This is a genomic window from Granulibacter bethesdensis CGDNIH1, from assembly GCF_000014285.2.
GTDB lineage: Bacteria > Pseudomonadota > Alphaproteobacteria > Acetobacterales > Acetobacteraceae > Granulibacter > Granulibacter bethesdensis.
The window spans coordinates 1416065-1432494 of sequence record NC_008343.2; the positions used below are offsets into that span (position 1 = coordinate 1416065).

Below are 16430 nucleotides of genomic sequence, written 5' to 3' on the forward strand. Positions count from 1 at the left end.
GTTTGTCCTCGTTAGCCCGTCACATACCCTCGTGGGACATGCTCATGTGGGACTGATAGCCATGGATGATATGGCTGAAGAGACCGTGCTCCACCTTGGAGTAGTAAGCGACAGGATTTTTCTCGCTCGGCTTGGCAAGCTCGGAATAGGTCTTCAGATCGAGTGTGCTGGCTGACTGCCGCGCCTTCTGCACCCAGTCGTCGAAGCCCTTCTGATCCGTAGCGATCACCTTGAAGCGCATGTCCGAGAAACCATCGCCGTTAAAATTCGCAGCCAGCCCGTCATAGATGCCTGCACGATCGGCAATCAGGTGAAGCTTGGTTTCCATTCCGGTCATGGCATAGATTTGGCTGCCCAGCTGCGGAATGAAGAAGTCATTCATGACGGAATCAGATGTGATGGAGAACTCAACCGGTGTGTTCAGCGGCATTGCCATCTGATTGACCGTTGCAATCCCCTGTTCGGGATAGATGAACATCCACTTCCAGTCGAGGGCGACGACCTCAATCTTCAAAGGCTTGCCGGCGACATCAAGCGGCTTGTAGGGATCAAGCTCATGCGTTGTGCGCCAGGTGATCGCTGCCAACACGATGATGATTGCACAGGGAACCGACCAGACGATGATTTCAAGCACCGTCGAATGGTGCCAGTTCGGACGGTAGATCGCGTTTCTGTTGGAGGCGCGATATTTCCAGGCAAACAGGAATGTCATAAAAATGACAGGAACCACGACCAGCAGCATCAGTGCGGTAGAAACCAGGATCAGATTCTTTTCCGCCCGTCCGATAGCACCGGCAGGATCCATCAGATCCAGCTTGCATCCCATCAACAGAAGGGCGGGAAGCAAGCCGATACAGGCTGAGATACGCGAAGACCTTCTTCGGCTCATTGGCACTCTCTTAACTCTTCTGCATGCGCAACCGCGCCGGCGCAGCGACAGCTGAAGCCACTCTATCATAAAGGCACGACATTATTCAGGCCATGGGCGTCAACTTTCCGGAACTGACGCGCCACAGCCCATCATCTTATCACTAAAAGGGCAGACAGGTGGACATAAGCGTCGTCCATCGGCATTTCTCCCTCGTTCGTCAACCCGGACAATTTGTCACAGGGCATGCAAACACAATCCTTTTGACTGGGACATAGAAGTCAGAGCAGCCATTATCCGGCTGAACGGTCATCACTGCCAAGCCTATCGTGTCAGAGTATTGCCGTCAGCGGCCCTCATTTAAACCATCTCCCGATGGCTCGCCCATTATATTCTCATTCTTCCAGCGGCTTCAGAGTTTCCTCCGCCCCCTGTATCGGGCAAATCACATAGAAAAGCCCGCCCCATTTTTTGGGACGGGCCATGATAGATACCAAGAAAGGCTGAAAAATCAGCTTCTCAGGGTTGGATAGTCAGGTTTTCGGTCATCAAGCCAGCCCGGCCGCAGCGGCGACTTCGGCGGCGAAATCGCTTTCAGGCCCCTTCTCGACACCTTCGCCGAGCTGGAAGCGGGCAAAGCCGGTCAGTTTGGCGCCGGCATTCTTCACGATGGCTTTTACGCGGCTTTCACCATCATGCACCCAGACCTGCTCCAGCAGCACGACTTCCTCGTAATACTTACGGATACGGCCTTCGACCATCTTCTCGATAATGGCTTCCGGCTTGCCGGAGGCACGGGCCTGCTCGGTCAACACGGCCTTCTCGCGCTCCAGAGCGGCCGGATCGACGTTATCGGTGTCCAGAGAATGTGGGTTGGCGGCTGCAACCTGCATACCGACCTGGCGGCCCAGCGTTTCCAGAGCGGAAATCTCTGAAGCGCTTTCCACTGCCACCAGCACGCCGATCTTACCAAGCCCCGGCTTCACGGGGCTGTGGATGTAGGAGGCGACAACACCCTGCGGCACCGACAGAACGCGGGCGCGACGAATGTTCATATTTTCGCCAATCGTCGCCACCAGATGTGTCAGCTGCTCGGCAACGGTGCGCTCAGTACCGGGATAGGGCGCGGCCTTGATGGCTTCCACGTCTTCACCAACCGTCAGCGCAACCCTGGCGGTTTCGGTCACGAACGCCTGAAACAGCTCGTTACGAGCCACAAAATCGGTCTCGGCATTGACTTCGACCATAGCGGCAGTCTGGGGAGCACTCGCAACACCGACCAGACCTTCAGCCGCAACGCGACCGGACTTTTTGGCGGCGGCGGACAGGCCCTTCTTGCGCAGCCAGTCAATGGCTGCTTCCAGATCACCATTGGTTTCTGACAGCGCCTTCTTGCAGTCCATCATGCCAGCGCCGGTCGTCTCGCGCAGCTCTTTGACGAGGGCGGCGGTAATCTCGGCCATGGGAAACTCCTCAAGCAGAAATGAATCAGGGGGGCGATGCCCCCTTTAAAGCCCGTTCGTCCCATCATTCCTGCATGATATTATCGTGTCACCGATGCAGGGAGCCACGCTGATCATTCATTCAGCAGGCAAGGAATGGAACGCCGGACAAAGATGACCCCGCCCGGAAACGACCTTTTACAGGGTGTTGCCGGACGGAGATTGCCTTGAAGTCAGGTTTCAGGCGGTGGCCTGTTCCGCTTCCGGCTCAGGCAGGATTTCCGGAGCCAACTCCTCGGCGGCACCGAGGTCACGGCCGGAAGCGATCATCTCGGCGCTGATACCATCCAGCACAGCACTGGCAACCAGATCGCAATACATGGTGATGGCGCGGATGGCATCATCATTGCCCGGAATCGGATAGGTTACGCCGGACGGATCGGAGTTGCTGTCCAGAACCGCCACAACCGGAATGCCCAGCTTGTTGGCTTCTTCGACCGCCAGCTTTTCCTTGTTGGTGTCGATGATGAAAAGGATGTCCGGCAGGCCGCCCATATCCTTGATGCCGCCCAGCGCGCGTTCCAGCTTTTCGCGGTCACGCGTAATGTCCAGCACTTCTTTTTTGGTCAGGCCGGTCGTGTCACCCGCCAGCATCTCGTCGATCTGACGCAGACGCTTGATGCTGCCTGTGATCGTTTTCCAGTTGGTGAGCATGCCGCCCAGCCAACGGTGGTTAACGTAATACTGACCGCAACGCTGTGCAGATTCAGCGACGTATTCAGCCGCGGCGCGCTTGGTGCCGACGAACAGAACGCGTCCACCGCCCGCAACCACGTCGCGGATGGCGCGCAGGGAGCGGTCAAGCAGGGGAACGGTCTGCTGCAGGTCGAGAATATGAACCTGATTGCGCACACCGAAAATAAACGGCGCCATGCGGGGGTTCCACCGACGGGTGTGGTGGCCGAAATGGACGCCGGCTTCCAGCAGCTGGCGCAGGGTGAATTCGGGCATCGCCATAAGCGTGCTCCTTTCGTCTTCTGGTTACACCTCCGCGGGGCTCAAGGCTTTTGGCACCAGAAGCGCCCCGCGTGCGAATTTGCCCATGCAGGGGACAGAATCACCTGCGGACCGGGCGGATATGGCGGAAGATGCCGTCCCTTGCAAGCACCTCGTTGCAGGGCTGCGATGTTCAGACCTCCTCTACCCGCTCCACGCCCGGGATGAGTTTCAGGGCCTGCCCCAGACGAGGGGTGACATTGAAACCACCCGGAAGCTCGATTTCCATCTCCTGATCCTCATTGAGACGTGGAATCAGGACGACATGCCCCTTCCCCTTCGTATCCGGACGGGACAGCACCGCACGGATCTGCCCGATATCGGCATTGTCTTTCAGCCAGACGCGCATCATCCCGGCTGTGCCCCCCGCCGCATCATCGAGAGGCATAATGTCCTGAGCCGTAATGCGGATCGAATCCTCCCCTTCGGCCTTGATATCAGCAGTCACCAGCACACAGGCACCGATCCGCAGCGCGTCGCGGGAACGGGAAAGAACCTCACTGAACACCGTAATTTCATAGCTGCCGCCAGCATCGGACAGACGCACCCAGGCCATGCGGCTGCCGGTGCGGGTGGTACGCTCTTTCGCATTCACCACGCAGCCGGCCAGACGAACACGCTGATCGCCATGGCGCGCCGCATGTTCCTCGATCCGGTTGCTCGGAAGCACCCTCAGCTTCTGCAACGTCACCGTATAGACGTCCAGCGGATGGGCGGTGAGATGAAAGCCGATGGCCTCGGCCTCGAAGCTCAGCCGCTCCATATCCGGCCAGTCGGGGCAGGATGGCAGACGCAATGGCTCCGGCGTACCGGCCCCCGCAAACAGCCCGATCTGGCCGGAGTTTTTTTCCTCCGATGCAGCCTGCGCCCGGCGCAGGATCATGTCCGCCGCGCCATGCACCGCAGCCCGGTTGGGTACCAAGGAGTCGAAGGCACCTGCCCGCGCCAGATTTTCGATCTGCATGCGATTGAGCTGGCGTGGGTCAACCCTGGCTGCGAAATCCGCCAGATCGGTGAAGGCTTGTTCGCCACGCGCAGCGACCACTGCCTCCATCGCGGACAGACCGACCCTCTTGATCGCGGCCAGAGCATAGCGGATGGCAAGCCTGCCATCCTCCCTCTGCTCGACCCTGAAATCTGCTGCCGAGCAGTTGATATCCGGGGGCAACACCGAAATACCCAGCCTGGTCGCTTCCTGCCGCAAGGCTGCGAGCTTGTCCGTATTATTGATCGCCAGACTCATGCAGGCAGCCAGAAACGGCTCCGGATAATTGGCCTTCATATAGGCCGTCTGGTAGGCAACCAGCGCGTAGGCGGCAGCGTGAGATTTATTGAAGCCGTAATCGGCGAACTTGACCATCAGGTCGAAAATCTCGCCTGATTTGGCATCCGGGATGCCGCGTTTGGAGGCTCCCTCGGCAAAGATGGAACGATGGGTTTCCATCTCCGCACGGATTTTCTTGCCCATGGCACGGCGCAGGCTGTCCGCCGCCCCCAGCGAGTAGCCCGCCAGTTTCTGGGCGATCTGCATGACCTGTTCCTGATAGACCATGATGCCGTAGGTCTCGCCGAGAATATCGCGAATATCTTCGTGCGGCGGCTCCCAGGCTTCGCCATGTTTGCGCTGGCAGTAGGCGGGGATATTCGCCATCGGGCCAGGGCGATACAGCGCGACCGCGGCAATCAGATCCTCGAAACGGTCTGGGCGCATCTGCCGCAGCACATCCCGCATGCCCTGACTTTCAAACTGGAATACACCACCCGCATCGCCACGCTGGAGCATCTGATAGGTACGTTCGTCATCCAGTGGCACATGCGCCAGATCGACACTCACCCCCAGACCGGCCAGAAATTTTACGGCCCGTTGCAGGATGGTCAGAGTCGTCAGGCCGAGGAAGTCGAATTTCACCAGCCCGGCATTCTCGACATGCTTCATCGAGAACTGCGTGACGAGAAAATCGGATTTCGGATCGCGGTAAAGCGGCACCAGCTCCACCAGCGGCCGGTCTCCGATCACTACACCGGCGGCATGGGTACTGGCATGGCGGTACAGCCCCTCGATCTGCAAAGCGATTTCAAGCAGGCGTTTGACCGCTTCGTCGCTCTCCCGCATCTGTTGCAGACGAGGCTCTCCGTCGATGGCTTCCTGCAAGGTCGGCGGCTTGGCGGGATTGTTCGGGATCAGCTCCGCGACCTTGTTGACCTGACCGAAGGGCATCCCCAGCACACGACCGACATCGCGCACGGCGGCTTTTGCCTGCAGCTTACCGAAGGTGATGATCTGCGCCACGCGGTCACCACCATACTCACCACGTACATAGCTGATGACTTCGTCACGCCGGTCCTGGCAGAAATCGATATCGAAATCCGGCATGGAGATACGATCCGGATTCAGGAACCGCTCGAACAGGAGATTGAACCGCAGCGGGTCCAGATCGGTGATCGTCAGCGCCCATGCCACCACTGAACCGGCACCTGATCCGCGCCCCGGCCCCACCGGAATATCGTTCGCCTTGGCCCACTGGATGAAGTCGGCGACGATCAGGAAATAACCGGGGAACCCCATGCGGGCGATGACATCCAGCTCGTAATCCAGCCTTTCGCGATAGCGGGCACGATCCTCCGGCCCTGCCCCGACATCTTCCATTCGCCGCTCAAGGCCTTCAACGGCCATAGCGCGGACGGTCTCATCCTCCGTCTGCCCTTCATGTACTTTCGGGCAGACCGGCAGCAGTGGTTTACGAGTCTCCGCCATCACCACACAGCTACGGGCAATCGCGATTGTGTTGTCGCAAGCCTCCGGCAGATCGGAAAACAGGGCGCGCATCATTTCCGGTGGTTTGAACCAATGGTCCGGTGTGACGCGGCGGCGATCCGTCTCCGACAGCACCCGTCCTTCGGCGATACAGAGCAGCGCATCATGCGCCTCATACATGTCCGGCTGAGCGAAATAGCAGTCATTGGTGGCCACCAAGGGCAAGCCAGCCGCATCCGCCAGAGCAATCAGGCCCGGCTCGATCGCTTTCTCGAGTCTCAGACCATGCCGATGCAGCTCGATCACCGTGCGATCAGGAAAAGCCTCCTTCAGTACGGCCAGTAACCGTTCGGCCTCCCCCTTCTGCCCCTCCGCCAATAGACGGGCCAGCGGTCCTGAGGTGCCCCCAGTCAGCAGCATCACCCCCTCCGCATGCGCCAGAATCGTCTCCAACGGCAGTTGCGGCTTCGCCCCCGGCTCGCCCTGAAGAAAACCCAGCGATGATAAACGCTGGATATTCGCCAGACCCGCCTCATCCCGCGCCAGCAAAACCAGTTGATCAGGCGGCAGACGTTGTTGTTGCTCAGGCCGGGCCAGACCGATCTGACAGCCAATGATCGGCTGCACTCCCTTTCCGGCACAGGCCTGACTGAACTCCAGAATGCCGAACAGATTGCCGCTATCCGTCATCGCGACAGCAGGCATGGCCATTTGCCGCGCCAAAGCCGGGATTTTATCGGTCTTGATCGCACCTTCGCTCAAAGAATAAGCGGAATGAACCCGCAGATGGACGAAATTCGCGTGCGCCATGTGCCCCGATCAAACCTCTTGAACCATCGCAACAAGCCGGAATTACCCGAAAAGGTCGGAAAATAACCAGAAAATCGACGGTTTTGATAAAATCATCCGTTTCACCGTCTTGGAGTGAAACAGACAGTCGTTTACAGTCCCGCCGCTGACGATTCATCGCCAGTGCGGCGCGATGCGTCGCGTGACAGACCTGCCATGCGGAGCCCGCTGATGGACACTACCCTTGATCGTAACCGCGTTCTAGCCGCTCATGGACATCATGAGGGGCTGTTGTTCGCGCTCAACGCCATTGAAGCAACCCCTTCCTATGGTGGCCATTACCTTCAGCTTGGCAATCTGCTGGCGTCCCTCGGCGACCATTCCTCAGCTTCTTCAGCTCTGGGCCGCGCTGAAAGCCTGCTCGGGGCCGATGTAAGCGGTGTGCATGAAGGTCTTCTGTTTGCCCGGAACGCTATCAAGGCATCTCCGGATTATGCTGGCGGCTATGTCCGTCTGGGCAATCTGCTGCATGCGCTCGGTCAGAAGGCGGAAGCCACCGAAGCCTTCAGGACCGCGCTCCGGATTGATCCGAAAGGTCTCGATGCGCAGCGTTTCCTCAATCTGGCAGAAGGTAAGGTCTCTTCGGCCGCGAAGCCAATTGCTCAGGGCACTGCCTCCCATGCTGCCCCGTCCCGTCCGGCACCGCATCGTCCTGCAACACCGGCACCGAAGGAAGGATTCTTCCGTCGTTTGCTGCGTGGCCTGTTCGGCGGCTGAAGCAGGTTTATAGACAGATCAGCAGAAAAACCGGCTCATGAGCCGGTTTTTTTATATCGTTTTGAAAACACCTCTGTTCAGGCAGGAACGATTTGCCCCTCACGGATGGTGACCTGACGATCCATCCGGCCTGCAAGATCAGGATTATGTGTGGCAATCAGGGCCGCCACGTTCTGATTCCGGACGGCACTCAGTAAAGCCGAAAACACGGTCTCGGCGGTATGAATATCGAGATTTCCGGTCGGCTCATCGGCCAGCAGCACGGCAGGGCCGTTCGCCAGCGCCCGTGCGATGGCAACACGCTGTTGCTCCCCCCCCGACAGCATACCCGGCAGATGCGAGGCGCGATGCTGCAAGCCAAATGCACTCAGAAGAGTCAGAGCATGCTGCTCCGCCTGCCTGCGTGTTCTGCCCGCAATCATTTGCGGCAGAACGACGTTTTCCAGTGCGGAAAACTCCCCAAGCAAATGATGGAATTGATACACGAAGCCCAGATGATCGCGCCGCAGCGCGGTTCTGGCCGTATCGGACAGACCGCCGGCATCATGGCTGCCAATCCAGACCCTGCCCTCATCCGGTTTTTCAAGCAAACCGGCCAGATGCAGCAAAGTCGACTTGCCCGTACCCGAGGGCGCTACCAGCGCCACGATTTCACCCGGTCGCAGCTCCAGATCGGCATGATCGAGGACCACCAGTTCCTGGTCACCACTGCGATAACGACGTGCGACCTGCTCCAGCCGCAGGGCACAGGAAGGGTAATCACTCATGACGCAAAGCCTCGACAGGATCGGTGCGGGCCGCGCGCCAACTGGGATAGAGTGTCGCCAGCACCGAAAGGATCAGGGCGAGCAGCACGGTTTTGATCACCTCCGCCCAATCCACCGTATCCGGCAAAGCAGTCAGCATGAAAACCGATGAATCAAACACCTGCCCGCCACTGATATTTTCAATCCAGTGCTGAATGGCAACGATGTTCCGGCAGATCGCAATGCCGATGACTGTGCCGATTACCGTACCGCTGATGCCGATAAAGGCGCCACACATCAGAAAAATGCGCATGACGGCCCCGCTTGATGCCCCCATGGTGCGCAGAATGGCAATGTCGCGGCGCTTGTCCTTGACCAGCATGATCAGGGAGGAAATCACGTTGAACGCCGCCACCAGAATGATCAGTCCCAGCACGATGAACATCGTGTCCTGCTGCACCCTCAGCACACCAAGCAGCAGATCATTGCTGTGCCGCCAGTCCCGTGCAAACGCTTTCTGGCCGTTCAGGGCCTGACGCAGGTCAGGCACGATCGCATCCACCTGATCAGGCTGATGCACACGGATTTCGATCCCGGTCGCACCATCCGGCTTCTGGAAGAAAATCTGTGCCGCATGCAAAGGCAAAAATACGACGCCGCTGTCGTACTGGCTCAGCCCGGCCGAGAACACCGCTACCACCCGATAGGTCGCAACCCGTGGAATGACCCCGATGGCCGTCGCCGCCCCTTCTTTCGCGAGCAGAGTCACCGGATCACCGGGACGGAGCCGGAATCTCTGCGCCAGCCCCGCCCCTATCGCAATGGCGTCATCGCCTTTCAGATCATCCAGCGATCCCATGACGATATGGCCGCCAATCGCGGGCATGGCGGCAATGTCTTTCGGCTCCATCCCCCGCACCAGCACACCGGTTGAACCACCAGCATCCGTGCTCAGCAGAACCTGTCCCTGAATCATGGGCATGGCTGAGGCCACCTGCGGCAGCGCCTTCAACCGCGAGACAATCGCCTGATAATCATGCAGTTGCTCGCCCGCATAAGCCTCGATCTCCGCATGCCCGTTCACGCCAAGCATGCGGTTCACGATATCCTGACGAAAACCACTCATCACGCTGGACACGACGATCAGCGTCGCCACCCCCAAGGCAATGCCGATCAGTGAGAACAACGCAATCACCGATACGAAGCGCTCTCCCTTGCGGGCACGCAAATACCGTGCGGCAACAGCCCGTTCAAAGGCGTTGAACAAGATCAGACAGACTCCCGAATACGCGCCAGAGCATCCTCGACCGTCAATTCCACCCGCTCACCGGTGCGGCGACGCTTCAGTTCGACACGCCCGGCAGCCGCTCCACGCGGGCCGATCACCACCTGCCACGGATGCCCCATCAGATCGGCATCGGCGAATTTCACCCCCGCACGTTCGTCACGGTCATCATACAGGGCATGGCGCACACCGATCCGTCGATACACATCTTCGGCCATGGCATCGCAGGCCGCATCACCGTTTTTCAGGTTCAGCACCGCAGCCCTGAACGGCGCGATGCTGTCCGGCCAGATGATGCCTGCCTCATCATGGCTCGCCTCGATCACTGCCGCGACCATGCGACTGACACCAATCCCGTAGCTGCCCATTTCAGGATGCAGCTTCTGCCCGTCACGACCTGCAACCGTCATATTCAAGGCTTTGGAGTATTTAGTGCCGAAATAGAAAATATGCCCGACCTCAATCCCCCGCCCGGTACGACGACGCGCTTCCGGCAAGGCCTCATAGGCTGCTGTATCGTGCTTCTCGTCAGTAGCAGCGTAATGGCCTGTGATCGTCTGGAAAAAACGCTCCAGATCCGCATCGGAATCGACATTGAAAGACGCACCGGACCAGTCGATTTCCTCGAACGCTGCGTCGTAAAAGACCTCGCTCTCCCCGGTGGGAGCAAGAATAATGAATTCATGACTCAGATCGCCACCGATCGGGCCTGTATCGGCCAGCATCGGAATCGCCTTGACGCCCAGACGCTGGAATGTGCGCATATAAGACAGCATGATACGACGATAGCTGCGCACCGCTCCCGCATAATCGAGATCAAAGCTGTAGCCGTCCTTCATCAGGAACTCACGGCCACGCATCACACCGAAGCGGGGGCGAATTTCGTCGCGGAACTTCCACTGAATCTGGTAGGCCATCTGCGGCAGTTCACGATAGCTCTTGACCGAATGGCGGTAGATATCGGTGATCACTTCCTCATTGGTCGGCCCGTAGAGCAGATCACGCTCATGCCGGTCCTTCAGCCGCAGCATTTCGGGGCCGTACGCATCGTAACGACCGCTTTCCCGCCAAAGATCAGCCGACTGGATGGTCGGCATCAGCACTTCCTGAGCGCCGATCCCGGCCTGCTCATCGCGCACGATATTGGCAATGGCGTTCAGCACGCGCAGCCCGGCCGGCAGCCAGGCATAAATACCGGCGGCTTCCTGCTGGATCAGACCAGCACGTAACATCAACCGGTGCGAGGCAATCTGGGCCTCGGCGGGTGTTTCCTTGAGGGTGGGAATCAGGGCACGGGAAAGGCGCATGGGTTCATCCGTCACAAAAAGCCTGCGGACCCTACAATTCCCTCGTTCCTGCCGCCAGTCTCCGCAGAGGCCGCACATAAAAAAAAGGCCCGCGCGCATCAGCGCAGCGGGCCAAAGTTTAGGGAGGAAACGCCAGTCACACGGCAGAAAGAGGAACACCCTCTCTCTGGGGCCCATTATCGGTGCACCGCGCAGGGATGGCCAGCAATTTTCTCTCTTTTTTGACTGAAAAATAAGCGTTTAAAACAGAAAAAGCCTATTTTTTAACTATCTGAATATGAATAGAAGTCATTTGATTAATCTTTGGGCAGCGCAAGCCATCCACTTCGGAAACTGAGGTAGTCGCTGTTAATGACAGTCATGAAAATGCCCCACACCACGATGGAGATCAGGGTCGTCAGCAAAGCTTTTTTCAGAATTTGCGGATTTTCGGGTGTACCGCGCCACCCGCTGACATCATCAGCCTCCTGTCTGGTGCGGGTACCCAGCGGCAGAATGGCAAAAAGCAGGGTCCACCAGATCAACGCATACAGCACGATCGCCGTGAACCAGCCGATATGACGAAACATCTGATGCCCCTGCCCTTTTTTCAGATACGCAGCAGATGTACGTCTACCAGCGGACGCTTTTGCAATTTGCGTCCCAGAGCGCGACGCAAGGCACTACGGGCGGCCTCCGTCAGCAATGCATCGTCATGCCGCAGGGAAGCCGGCAGACTATCCATAGAGGCCGCAAACTCGTTGATCACCCTGGCCGCTTCCGCTTCCTGCGAATCGAACAGCCCCGGTGCGCTGAGCTTGGGACGGCCCATCAGATGGCCATCCTCATCGACCGCAATACTCGCCAGCACCACGCCATTATAAAGCATCCGCCGCCGTGCCGAGAGCACGCCACCATTGAGTGGCAAAAGCCTGCCGCCATCCAGCACCAGACGACCTACCGGAGCACTGTCCACGATTTCAGGACGCCCGGAGCCGAAGCTGAGAATATCGCCATCTTCCAGCATCACCGGTTCGGCCTGCATTTCCGCTGCCAGATCAGCCTGCGCCGCCAGATGACGCCATTCGCCATGCACCGGGACAGAGTAACGCGGGCGTACCAACTGATAGAGACGCCGCAATTCCTCCCGCGCCGGATGGCCGGAGACATGCACGGTTGCTTCGGAATCAGTGATCAGATGCACGCCACGGCGCACCAGATTATCCTGAACGGTATTCACTGCCCGCTCATTACCGGGAATGACACGGCTGGAAAACACCACCGTATCCCCTTCCCCAAGGGCAATATTGGGATGCGTATCCGCGGCAATCCGGGCCAGTGCAGAACGAGGTTCACCCTGGCTACCTGTAACGATCATCAGCAGATTATCATCGGGCACCGACAGCGCATCATCCTCGGACAGGAACTGCTGCACATCCCGCAGATAACCGCAGTCACGGGCCGCCGTATTCAGATTGCGCAGAGAACGGCCCACCAGCGCCACGCTGCGTCCGGCTTCCTCTGCCGCCATGGCGATGCTTTCCACCCGCGCGACATTGCTGGCAAAACAGGTCACCGCCACACGGCCGCTCAAACCGGCAATCGCATCTCGCAAGCCACGGCGCACATCGGATTCGGAGCCGCTATGTCCCTCCACCATTGCATTGGTGGAATCGCAGACGATCGCCAGCACGCCTTCATCCCCCAGCGCGCGCAACCCTTCCTCATCGGTCGGCGGACCGACCAGAGGATCGGGATCGAGTTTCCAGTCACCGGTATGCAGGATCGCGCCATGCGGCGTGTCGATGGCAATCGCCAGAGATTCCGGTGTGGAATGCGCCATGCGGAATGTACGCAGGGAGAACGGCCCGATGCTCAGCGCTCCGCCGAGGGGCAGAGGAAGAATTCTCACTTCATTCTGTAATTGCGCTTCGGACAGCTTGCGCCTCAGCACCATCGCGGCAAACGGGGATGCATAGACAGGGCAGCGTAGTTGAGGCCACAACCATGCCACCGCACCGATATGGTCCTCATGCGCATGCGTGATCACCAGCCCGGTCAGCCGATCCCGCCGCTCCGCAATGAAAGAGGGATCGGCCATCATCACATCGACTTCCGGCAGCTCCGTGCCGCCAAAGCCGATGCCGCAGTCAATCGCCAGCCAATGCTCACCCGCCGGGCTGCGCGACCGGTAAAGATTCAGGTTCATGCCGATCTCGCCCGTCCCCCCCAGGGGCAGGAAAGCAATCTCCGTATGTGTGTCGGTCATCTCATCCTTTCAGTATCGCGGATGGATGACCAGGCGGGAAACAATGCCCCCGTTCAGTCACCATCCACCATTCTCGCTCTGTCTCGGTTTAAAAAAGGTGTGGGGTTGCGAAGAGCCAGAAGTCGCAGCCCCTCCAATGTCAAATCGGGATCAATCCGGCTGATAACCTGAGTGCCTTCCGAGAACAGCGGCGCCAGCCCGCCTGTCGCGACCACTTTCAGCTTCGCGCCAAATTCGGACTCTATGCGGGCTGTCATGCCCTCGATCATGCCAATATAGCCCCAGTATATGCCCGACTGCATGGCGGCAACCGTACCCTTGCCGATCACCGATTGCGGTCGCCCGATCCCAATACGCGGCAGACGTGCTGCCGCCTGATGCAACGCTTCAAGCGACAGATTGATCCCCGGTGCGATCACACCGCCGCAATATGCGCCCCTTTTATCCACGACATCAAAAGTCGTTGCCGTGCCGAAGTCGATCACCACCAGCGGGCCGCCATAAGTCTGATGCGCTGCCATTGCATTGAGCAGACGATCCGCGCCGACTTCTTCCGGGTGATCGACCTGAATGTCGAACCCCCAGTCCAGTGAAGCCCTGGCCACCAGCGGCTCCACCTCGAACCAGTCCCGGCACAGTCGACGCAGATGATACAGGGCGGCAGGCACAACAGTGCCGATGACGGCCGCATGCACATCGGCAGGAGTCAACCGCGCATGGGTCAACAACGTCAGCAACCAGACGGCATATTCATCGCTGGTCCGCTGATGATTGGTTGCAATGCGCCATGTCCCGCGCCAACCTTTTTCATCATGGACCGCAAAAACGATATTCGTGTTACCCGCGTCTATTACCAGAAGCATGCACCATCCCTTAGCAGGAAGCGATGCGAAGCACGACCTCCTGTTTCACAGTCCGGTCATCTTTATCCGGTCTGGTCATAAGCGGCAGAGAGCAGAATCTCACCGGTGTGCACCACCCGGCATTCTCCGCCGCAATCAAGCAGAAGTGCACCATCTTCACCAATGCCGGTGAAAAGACCGTCCAGCACCTCACCCTGACAACGAACAGTCAGCCTCGTTCCGGGTGGATGCGCGGCCCGCCGCCAGGCATCCCTGATTTCAAGCGGGGCCGCATGCCGCCAGGCTGAAAGTCGTGTCACAATTTTCTGGGCCAGAACCTGCGGCATGGGAACCCTGTCGCTGATATCGGCAAGGCAAGCCGTCATCCGTCCGGGAACTACAGGAGCAGAGGCGACATTCACCCCGATTCCGATCACGAGCCATTCCGGCTCTGCGGCAGCTATCGCCGCATCAATCAGGATACCACCCAGCTTGCGGTCGCCGACCATGATGTCATTGGGCCATTTCAGGAACACTGCCTGAGGATCATCCACGTAAGGCCATATCGCATCGAACACAGCCAGGCCGGCCACGAACGCCCAGTGTCCGGCTTCCCGTGCACTGAGAAAAGCCGGCCCCTGTCCGGGCCTGATCAGCAGGGAAAGCGCAAGATTCCCTTCAGGCTCTGTCCAGGCACGTCCTCTCGTCGCGCGGGGCAAAGTTTGACGAAGAGCCAGCACAGCCAGACCATCCGGCTCCCCCTGCGATGCCCTTGCCACCAGATAATCGGACGTGGAAGGCAGTGAGGCATGAACCTCCAGACGCCAGGGGTGGGGAAGAGTATCTCCTTCCCCATCTGTCAGACTCACCGGAGCAAAGCCTTGGCCGCCAGATCAGCCGCCGCAAGGATCGGGGCCGGGAACAGGAAGAACAGGGCCGTGAATATCGCACTGCCAACCGCGACTACAGAAACCGAGGTCGGCCAGGCTTCGAACGGGCCTTCCGACGCATCATCAAAATACATCACCTTGACGACGCGCAGATAATAATAGGCTCCGATCACGCTGGTCAGCACACCGATCACCGCCAGCCCCCACAGCAGGGGCTCCCCCGCCTGAACGGCCGCCAGAAACACGTAGAGCTTGCCGAAGAAACCGGACATTGGCGGAATCCCGGCCATGCTGAACATGAAAATGGCCAGCAACAGGGCCAAAGCCGGATCGGTTCTTCCCGCGCCTGCCAGATCGCTGACTTTCTCCAGCTGCCGTCCACGCCGACGCATGGCGAGAATACAGGCAAACGTACCGGTATTCATAAACACGTAGGTAACCAGATAGATCAACAAACCGCGGATACCAGCCTGCGATCCGGCTGCCAGCCCCACCAGTGCATATCCCATATGGCCGATTGAGGAATAAGCCATCAGCCGCTTGATGCTCGTCTGGCCGATAGCAGCCAGCGCCCCCCACACCATGGAAACCACGGAGATAAGCGCTACAACATGCTGCCATTGCACCAACACGCCATGGAAAGGTGTGACCAGAGTCCGCAGCATCATCGCAATCGCGGCGACCTTGGGCGCAGTGCCCATGAAAGCCGTCACCGGGGTTGGCGACCCCTCATATACGTCCGGCGTCCACATATGGAACGGGGCCGCTGAAATCTTGAACGCAAGCCCCGCGATCACGAACACCACCCCGACCGTCAGCCCAGGCGACGTGCCCGCCGGATGTGCCAATGCTTCACGCAGGGCGGAGAAATCCATGGTCCCCGCAAATCCATAGATCAGCGAAATTCCGTACAGCAGCAGGCCGGATGCCAGCGAACCAAGCACGAAATATTTCAACCCCGCTTCAGCAGAGCGAAGTTCATCCCGCGCAAACGCCGCCAGCACGTAGATGGCCAGGGACATCAACTCCAGCCCCATATACAGGGTCATGAAGTTGGAAGCCGACACCATCACCATCATGCCAACGGTGGAAAACAGCGTCAGAACCGGGAACTCGAACCTCTCCATCCCATGATGGCGGTTATAATCCAGCGACAGCACGACAGCGATCGATGCACCGGACAGGATCAGCAGCTTGACCATGACCGCAAACGGATCGGCCACGAACTGTCCCTGAAACCCGAGGCCAAGCGCGCCGGAAACAGTCAGCAGCCCCGTGACCAGAAATGCACCGAGCGTCAGCATCGCGCAAAGGAACGTATCCTCGCGCCGGTTCCGTGCCACACCGACCAGCAGAATGACCAGTCCGCACAGGGCCAGAACGATCTCCGGAGAAGCGAGAGTCCAGTTCATGAGTATAGGGCCA

General features: G+C 58.9%; 13 protein-coding genes. 1 reads left to right on the plus strand and 12 read right to left on the minus strand.

From position 1 onward, the window contains the following. Positions 1-19 precede the first annotated feature (19 nt). From cyoA to dnaE, 4 genes are all read right to left on the minus strand, one after another. A complete protein-coding gene (cyoA, locus tag GBCGDNIH1_RS18910; protein WP_011631983.1) occupies positions 20-958 on the minus strand; it encodes a ubiquinol oxidase subunit II in 939 nt (312 codons plus the stop codon). A gap of 458 nt (positions 959-1416) precedes the next feature. After that, entirely contained in the window at positions 1417-2331 is a 915-nt protein-coding gene (gene tsf / locus GBCGDNIH1_RS18915) for a translation elongation factor Ts (RefSeq protein ID WP_011631985.1), read from the minus strand. Positions 2332-2550: 219 nt separating this feature from the next. After that, positions 2551-3327, minus strand: coding sequence for a 30S ribosomal protein S2 (gene rpsB, locus GBCGDNIH1_RS18920; protein WP_011631986.1), 777 nt, complete (start codon positions 3325-3327; stop codon positions 2551-2553). 172 nt (positions 3328-3499) lie between these two features. Beyond that, a complete protein-coding gene (gene dnaE / locus GBCGDNIH1_RS18925; protein ID WP_011631987.1) occupies positions 3500-6931 on the minus strand; it encodes a DNA polymerase III subunit alpha in 3432 nt (1143 codons plus the stop codon). Between the two features lie 210 nt (positions 6932-7141). Here dnaE and GBCGDNIH1_RS18930 point away from each other — a divergent pair, with 210 nt between their 5' ends. Then, complete coding sequence (locus GBCGDNIH1_RS18930; protein WP_025318944.1) at positions 7142-7687, plus strand: tetratricopeptide repeat protein; 546 nt, start codon at positions 7142-7144, stop codon at positions 7685-7687. A 77-nt stretch (positions 7688-7764) separates the two neighbouring features. Here the strand turns inward: GBCGDNIH1_RS18930 and GBCGDNIH1_RS18935 are convergent, their stop codons facing one another. The 8 genes from GBCGDNIH1_RS18935 to nuoN form a co-directional block, all read right to left on the minus strand. Continuing rightward, positions 7765-8454, minus strand: coding sequence for an ABC transporter ATP-binding protein (locus GBCGDNIH1_RS18935; protein ID WP_011631989.1), 690 nt, complete (start codon positions 8452-8454; stop codon positions 7765-7767). Continuing rightward, positions 8447-9700 (minus strand): lipoprotein-releasing ABC transporter permease subunit, encoded by a 1254-nt coding sequence (locus GBCGDNIH1_RS18940; protein ID WP_011631990.1) that lies wholly within the window; start codon positions 9698-9700, stop codon positions 8447-8449. Before GBCGDNIH1_RS18940 ends, GBCGDNIH1_RS18935 begins: the two co-directional genes overlap by 8 nt. A gap of 2 nt (positions 9701-9702) precedes the next feature. Beyond that, entirely contained in the window at positions 9703-11025 is a 1323-nt protein-coding gene (gene proS, locus GBCGDNIH1_RS18945; protein ID WP_011631991.1) for a proline--tRNA ligase, read from the minus strand. A 296-nt stretch (positions 11026-11321) separates the two neighbouring features. Next, on the minus strand, positions 11322-11594 hold the full coding sequence (locus GBCGDNIH1_RS18950; RefSeq protein ID WP_011631992.1) for a DUF1467 family protein: 273 nt from the start codon (positions 11592-11594) through the stop codon (positions 11322-11324). A 20-nt stretch (positions 11595-11614) separates the two neighbouring features. Next, positions 11615-13273, minus strand: a complete 1659-nt coding sequence (locus tag GBCGDNIH1_RS18955; RefSeq protein WP_011631993.1) for a ribonuclease J — start codon at positions 13271-13273, stop codon at positions 11615-11617. A gap of 53 nt (positions 13274-13326) precedes the next feature. Further along, positions 13327-14136 carry a type III pantothenate kinase gene (locus tag GBCGDNIH1_RS18960; protein WP_011631994.1) on the minus strand — a complete coding sequence of 270 codons (810 nt, stop codon included), beginning with the start codon at positions 14134-14136 and terminating at the stop codon, positions 13327-13329. A 62-nt stretch (positions 14137-14198) separates the two neighbouring features. Next, positions 14199-14984 carry a biotin--[acetyl-CoA-carboxylase] ligase gene (locus GBCGDNIH1_RS18965; RefSeq protein WP_011631995.1) on the minus strand — a complete coding sequence of 262 codons (786 nt, stop codon included), beginning with the start codon at positions 14982-14984 and terminating at the stop codon, positions 14199-14201. Continuing rightward, positions 14981-16417: an NADH-quinone oxidoreductase subunit NuoN gene (nuoN, locus tag GBCGDNIH1_RS18970; protein ID WP_011631996.1), complete on the minus strand. Its 1437-nt coding sequence runs from the start codon at positions 16415-16417 to the stop codon at positions 14981-14983. Before nuoN ends, GBCGDNIH1_RS18965 begins: the two co-directional genes overlap by 4 nt. Positions 16418-16430 lie beyond the last annotated feature (13 nt).